We start from the raw sequence: 7,691 nt of genomic DNA, 5'->3' as shown, positions 1-7,691 counted from the left end.
ACTTTTACATGATTTTAAATATATAAGCAGCCGAAAATTTTCATTTTGCAGTCAATTTAATTTTTACATCAGCTACATCCGGAGTAAATGTTACCCGCTTTTACAATCCAATAAATTATTTTTTTTGTGTTTTACAATTTTTAAATCTTTGATTGTTATCTTGTCAGGCAATATCTGCCCACAGCACAGACGGCTTGTATTTTAATGGCGTTGTCAATATTTACAACCGAATGGTTCGTTTATTTCCTTTTACATCTGTTACCTGTATGGCCTTAACAAGCTGATTAATTTTAATGGCCCTTGCGGATTGCGACAAGTATCCGCTGCCATAATAAAACTCCTGTTTGGCTGTATGACCGTTTTTGTATTCAATCTCAGCAAAGGCATCAAGCGGTGCTGCATAAAAAATTTTTGCAGGATTTTTTTTTGCCGTTGTCAACATGGTTAAACTATCTGAATTAGCTGTGGCTGCAATTATTTCGTTGCCCTTTTTATCGTACAATGTTACCAGCCCTTTTACATCGCCACTTAAAAATAAGCCACTTTTATCAGAAGGCACTGCGGTAAAATTTCCTTTGCCATCGCCTTTTAATAATACACCCAGCGAAGCATCCATCCAGCCATACACTATTTCGGTTGAATGTGCATTACCGGCAACAATCAGGTCGGTATTACCATCATTGTCATAGTCTGTTGCAACAATACCATTAATGCAGGATAACTGTGCTTCTACAGGCAATGGCTTTATAACAAATTTTCCATTTCCCTTATTTTCAAGTATGCAATTTTCAAAAATATCAGCCTTAAAATGAATGGCTTTTGATAAGGCTTCCGGTTTAAATATTTCTTCCAATCCGGCTTTGCTGTACAGATCATAATTCCAGAATTTCTTTTTAAGTGATGGCATCACCCTAAAAAGATCATCCCTGAAAGCAAAAGGAAAACGTTTTTTTTCACCCGTTTCATCAGCCATGTAGCAGGATATAACGGGTTGCATTTTTCCGCTGCCATCAAAGTCGTTGTAAAACATTTCAACTGGTTTATCTTTTGTTGGCTTGTAGTCTATATTGGTACCCATATTCCCCAATACATAATCTATATCTCCATCATTGTCTATATCAACTGGATAAATACTTTTCCACCAGCCGTTGCAATTGGTGAGCCCTGTTTGGTTGGTAACATTCACGAGTTTGCCCTTTTCATTTTTAAAAAATGTTGGAGCCATCCACTCCCCTGTTACAATTAAGTCTACCCATCCATCATTATCAAAATCGCTCCACACGGCTGATGTTACCATACCAATATCCATAAGACCAGGTGCCAGTGATTGGGTTACATCAACAAATTTTCCCTTATCGTTTTTAAATAAATAACTTCGGGGCGATACCGGATAATTACCCGGAGAATTGGCACCAGTCCTAAACAAGTCAATGTCTCCGTCTTTATCAAAATCTGCACCCACCACACAACTGCCGCTTGAAATAGTTTGTGGCAGTGCTGCTTCATTCCTGGTAAAATTCCCTTTACCATCGTTGAGATACAGCCTGTCCTGATAAGCACCGGGCAATTTTTTAAATTCGTTTCCTCCGCTTACAACATACAAATCTTCATCACCATCATTGTCTGCATCAAAAAAAAGTGAACCCATATCTTCATACTTTGCATCCTGTTGGTTGATGTTTTTTTGTGTAAAGCTGCCGTCTGCTTTGGGTGTAAATATTGTACCCGGAAAGCCTGCAGCTCCTCCAATAAAAAAACCTTCACCCCCGTTGTTTACGATATTACCAACAGCTATACCCGGTCCTTTTTTTGAGTATAAACCCGGCAGTAAAGATTCGTCATTAAAATCATTGTATTCATTTTCATGATGCTGGTAATGGATATTATATTGATTGTTACCACTGATAAAAACCGATTGTTCTTCAAGGTTTAAAGTTTGCCCGGCTTGCGCATCCTTATAGTTTAATGTAAGTTGACGATTGGTTTTTATATTTTTAATTACCTGCGCTTTACCATCAGGCCAGGTGATTGAAAGCGAGTCTATAACAGTATGTTTTCCTGTGCCAAAATTCAGGGACCCGGCCATGCTTGACAAATAACCTTTTACCGGAGAGTTGTATGCATACAACCTATCATTACCCAGGTAAATTTTTATACTTGCGCCGATGCCGTTTACATTTTTATCACTGCCTTTTAAAACTAGCTGCAAGTAATTATTTTTATCCTTTTTATCATTCTCTTTATTCTCAAATACAAATGCTTCTTCATTAATATTATTCACCACCAGGTCAAGGTCGCCATCATTATCAAGGTCTGCATAAGCGGCACCGTTTGAGTAAGAAAGACTTTTTACACCCCAGTCATCTGTTACATTATCAAAGCCAAGTTGTCCATTATTCTTAAAAATATAATTGGAAATATGGATGCCTTTTAATTTACCCAACAGGTCTCGGGTAGATTTTATTTTATCCTCCACCTTTCCAAAAGTGTTATTGTCTGCATTGTAGGTAATAAAATCAAGGTCGGTAATATTTTTTGCAAACCCGTTGGTAACGTAGCTATCACGCAGGCCATCGTTATCAAAATCTGCCAGCAATACACTCCAGCTCCAGTCGGTTGCATTTACCCCTGCCAGTTGTGCAATGTCAGAAAAATAAGTAACTCCATTTGTGGCTGTACCCTGGTTTAACTGTAAAGTGTTGCGCATGTATTCATCTGTGTAACCTGCTTTTTTTCGTAGAGAAAAATTTTCATTGTCAGCCCTTGCTAACATTGTTTTGCGGCGTTCATTATTTTCAGGCAACATATCCAACACCATGATGTCTGGTTTCATATCGTTGTTAATGTCTGCAATATCAACCCCCATGCCATTGTAGGTTTGATGCCGCATACTTTGCGCAGCAGATTCCCTAAAGGTTTTATCTTTCTGATTAATCAGCAACTGGTCATTAGGCATAAAATCATTGGAGGCATACACATCAGGCCAGCCATCTCCGTTAATATCTGCGATAGCCAAACCGAGGCCATAACCTTCTTGGGTAACGCCAGCCTGTTTCGATACATTTTTATAAATGGGATGACCTGCGGAGTCGCCAATATTTTCATACAACTTGTCTGCAGTTACACCTCTGGTAATTGGATAAGCTGCCGGGTTAACAAATGTTTTTTCTACACCATCTACATCGTTGGTTAGTAAATACATGTCAAGGTCACCATCCCGGTCGTAATCAAAAAATGCAGACTGCACACAGAAGGAACTGTCTGCAAGCCCATAGCCTGCTGCATCTTCTTTAAAAGAAACAGTTCCGTTTTTAACACCCTGGTTAATGTATAAAAGATTATGGTGTTTTCCCTTACGGCCGCCAGGACCTGCTACATTCAGATAAATATCCATCCATCCGTCGTTATTAATATCTACTACAGATACGCCCATTATCCAGTTATGTGTTGTTAAACCGGCACTTGCTGTAACATCATCAAACTTCATTTTTCCCTTGTTGAGATACAGCTTTGAAGACACCATATTACCCGTAAAAAAAACATCCTGTAAACCATCATTATTGAAATCGGCAATGCCAACTCCACCACCATTGTAACAGTAATAATAATTAAGGATATTGACAGAATCGTTTTCGGTAATGGTATTGGAAAAGCTTATGCCGGTAGCGGATGAAGGCAGTTTTGTAAAAAGTGTATCCCCTTTTTTTTTACAGGCTGGCACAAAAAGTATGACCGTAAAAGCAAGGCAACAATGCAGGAAATTATTTTTTATCATGTTCTACAATAGCGAAATTTATACTGACTTTAAAGGCAATTATATAATCTATACCATTCAGCTAATTCAATGATAATTCCACCACAGGAATTTCATAGCCTGGCTTTTTTTCCGGCATTGTTAATAGTATATCGTTGCCTTGTTCTTTCATCGTCAACTCAGAATTATCGTGCAGAAACTGGGCGTATTTTATTTTGCCTTTATAGCCAGGTAAAATTAAAGTACCTGCTGTTGGATACTCAAATAAATGAACATACAATCGTTTGGCAGCAGCATTGTAAGTAAGCTTGTCATTTGAAGGAGCCTGAAATGTTGCTGGCGCAAATGTGCAGTAATAGATGGCTTTGCTGTTGGCATGCATCCATAGCGAAAGACTGTCCAATGCATTGTTTGCACGGTAGTCGAATTCGCCACGGGCGGTAGGGCCAACATTTAAAATTAAATTGCCGCCATTGCTTGTTGCGGTAATCAATAGATCAAGCAATTGCCGGTGTGTTTTCCAGGAATTTTCATCCCGGTAATACCCCCAGGAGCCTGAAAATGTTTGGCAGGTTTCCCATGTTTTGCCTTTGTATTTTTCCAGTTCTTTTGTACTTACCTGTTCGGGTGTATCAAAGTCTTCTCCGTCTGCATATCCACCCAGATCAAGGCGATTGTCAACAATAATACCGGGTTGTAATTTTCTTATTTGCTTTATTAATTCAACAGAGGCCCAGTCATCTTTACCCTTACCATACTTTTCGGGATAAGAGAAGTCGAGCCAGAGGATATCTATCTTGCCATAATTGGAAAGCAGCTCAGTTACCTGGCCATATAAATACTTGCGGTACTTTGCCATGTCTCTGCCCTTATTCAATCTTTCATAAGCCGTATCACTATCTGTAAGCGGCCGTTGCGGATGATATTTATCTATGGTGAAATCAGGATGGTGCCAGTCAATTATAGAATAATAGAATCCTATTTTTATTCCTTCTGCCCTAAAGGCATCTACATACTCTTTTATTAGGTCTCTTTTTGCTGCCGTGTTGGTGGCTTTATAATCAGTGTATTTGCTATCAAACAAACAAAAACCTTCGTGGTGCTTAGTGGTGAGTACGGCATATTTCATCCCGGCTGCCTTTGCCTCCTTTGCCCATTTTTTAGGATCAAACTGGTCAGGATTAAACTCATCAAAATATTTTTGATAGGTTTCGTTGGTAATACGTTCCTGATTTTTTACCCACTCGTGCCGGGCAGGCAATGCATACAAACCCCAGTGAATAAACATCCCAAATCGGGCATCCGTCCACCATTGCATGCGTTTTATTTTTTGTTCAGGTGTTTCGTTACTAATGGATGGTTTAGTTTGTGCATACGCAGCCCGTAAGAAAAACATACCAGCTCCCAGAAGTATCAAAGCGTATAAAAACCTAGCATTCTTCTTCATAAATTTTTTTTAGTAAGATAAGATAAAGATACCTGCCGGAGAGTAAAAAACCCGGGTTAAAACGACCCGGGTTATTGAAATTTGGTAAAATTAAAAAAGACTATCGCAAATAATTTCGTCCGATAAATTATTTGTAATCAGGATTTTGTTTGATCTTAGGATTTGCATCAATATCATTTTGTGGAATCGGCAAATAAATAAAGCCGGGTTTAAAGGGCTGGCTGCCACTGTTTGACCGGTACTCAGGGTGAGTTGTAAATGTACTCGCCATAATGCCCCACCTCAATAAGTCGAATACACGGTCACCTTCGAGTGATAATTCCAGCACCCGCTCATCCCGAACGGCTTTGCGAAAAGCATCCTTATTTAAACCCGGAGTAATTGGTGGCATATTAGCTCTATCCCGTACTTTGTTAATGGCGGCATAAGCAGTTGCATCAGCACCTGCAGCTTCATTCTGAGCTTCTGCATACATTAGCAATACATCAGCAAACCGTATCATTCTACGGTTATTAGTTGCATAACCCCATTCGCCGGGGTCAAGCGAACTAACCCTATTGTAATTAAGGTATTTGCGTATCCAGATTTTGTTAAGGTTGGCACCACTTAATGCTGCTGTAAAATCTTGCTGATAAACTTTTGCTCCGGGATAATTCCAAACCATGGTTGCATAAGCTCTTGGATCTATTTTGTTACCAAGCGTTTTTTCTTTGAGAAATAAATCGTACACCCACTGGTTAACCGTAGCTGTACCCTGGCTGGTAGATCCCACCGGGGCAATGTCAGGCTCCCAGGCCTGGCCTCTTAACGGATTGGCTGTTCCGCTGGTACCCCAGTTTGCATTTGCAGTACTTTGGTACTGCAGCTCCCAAATGGATTCTGTATTATTATTTTTTTCCTGCAAAAAATTATCCTGGTAATTTGCTACTAGTTGGTATAAACCGGGGTTGTCAATTATCTTTTTAAATTCGGCGGCAGCTTCTGCCCATTTTTGTGTAAACAAGTAAGCCTTGCCCAGCATAGCTGTTGCTGCACCAGATGTGGCTCTGCCAATATCTTTTGCCGCAACTGTCACTGGAAGGCGGCTTTGTGCATCTTTTGCATCAGAGATAATAGATGCCCATACCAAATCTTTTGAAGCCTGTTCAACAAAAAGATCGTTAACCTCAGCGATTGGCGTGGTGATCAAGGGAATATTTCCCCACATATTCAGCAGGTAGAAATGAGCTACCGATCTTAAAAAATAGGCTTCGCCAATTATTCTTGCTTTTTGTGAAGCATCCATTGCAATGTTGGGCACGTTAAAAATAACCGCATTGGTACGGGCTACGATCGCATTCAATTCTCCCCATCCTTCACTTACCCTTCCATCTGTTGGCTGTACAATAAATGTTCCGGCATCCTGAACATTAGGGCTTGGAAAAGGATTGATATCGTCCCCTCTTTGCGTGGTTAAAATGGCTCCCATCATTCTTCCCCTACCCTGTATACTTGTGAGGGGGCCATAGCATGCTACAAGTCCCTTTTCAGCATCATCGGCAGTTTTCCAAAAGGCTGATGAAGGCAAGGCATTCGGATTGGTGAGGTTTAAATTTTTTTTACTGCAGTTCTGCAATAATAGTGGTGTTATAAACAGCACTGCCAACAGAGTAAATAACCTGAACAGCCTGTATTTTAAATTCATTTTTTTCATTACAGTAATTTTAAAAAGTTAAATTGATACCTGCGCTGATTAATTTGGATTGTGGGTACGCAGCGATATCAACACCCACACTAAATAAGTCTGTAAGGCTTCCTCGGCCTACCTCAGGATCGTACCCTTTGTATTTTGTAAATGTGAGCAGGTTTTGACCACTCAGGTAAAAACGGGCATTGGTAATTTTCATTTTTTTCAGAAATGCATCTGAAAAATTATAGCCTATGCTGATATTTTTCAATCGCAGGTAAGATCCATCTTCTACGTAAAACGAAGATGATTTTTTATTTCTTAATGAATTCATTGAAGGCCTTGGAATATCGGTATTGGTATTTTGTGGTGTCCATGCCCTTAGCACATCGGTAACTTTACCACTTCCATAATCAAAAGTATATTGCCAGGCTCTTTTGGCATTCCATAATTTATTACCGGAAACTCCCTGCCAAAACATGGTGAAATCAAAATTTTTGTAGGATGCATTAAAGTTTAACCCATAATCAAATGTAGGGAAAGGACTGCCAAGCCAGGTTGGATCTGCACCAAATCTAAAATCACCAGGCTTTGCATCAGTTACACCATCCCGGGTAATCTCGTCTTGTGTTTGATAAATACCTAAGACTTTATATCCCCAAAAGCTACCGATTGGGTGGCCAACATCAGAGCGGGTGGCTGTTAAGCCTTCCTGGGTATAGCCGCCACCAGTAATGGGGCTAACGCCGTTGCCAAGTGCTGTTAAGTTATTTTTGATGGTGGTAAATACTCCTGTAAATGAATATTTTATTCCATTTTTGTTT

General features: G+C 39.7%; 3 protein-coding genes and 1 pseudogene. All 4 read right to left on the bottom strand.

Annotated features, from left to right (window positions below; translation table 11 throughout):
• Positions 1-220: 220 nt before the first annotated feature.
• A complete protein-coding gene (locus tag H7254_RS14655; protein WP_301933668.1) occupies positions 221-3,775 on the bottom strand; it encodes a VCBS repeat-containing protein in 3,555 nt (1,184 codons plus the stop codon).
• 61 nt (positions 3,776-3,836) lie between these two features.
• Positions 3,837-5,201, bottom strand: a complete 1,365-nt coding sequence (locus H7254_RS14650; RefSeq protein WP_301933667.1) for an alpha-L-fucosidase — start codon at positions 5,199-5,201, stop codon at positions 3,837-3,839.
• 127 nt (positions 5,202-5,328) lie between these two features.
• Positions 5,329-6,894: a RagB/SusD family nutrient uptake outer membrane protein gene (locus H7254_RS14645; protein ID WP_301933666.1), complete on the bottom strand. Its 1,566-nt coding sequence runs from the start codon at positions 6,892-6,894 to the stop codon at positions 5,329-5,331.
• Between the two features lie 10 nt (positions 6,895-6,904).
• Positions 6,905-7,691: pseudogene (locus tag H7254_RS14640) on the bottom strand (hypothetical protein); the annotation flags it as partial.

This window comes from Ferruginibacter sp. (assembly GCF_014377975.1).
GTDB lineage: Bacteria > Bacteroidota > Bacteroidia > Chitinophagales > Chitinophagaceae > Ferruginibacter.
The sequence above is the reverse complement of the archived record's forward strand: the minus strand, read 5'-3'. Positions and strand labels throughout refer to the sequence as shown.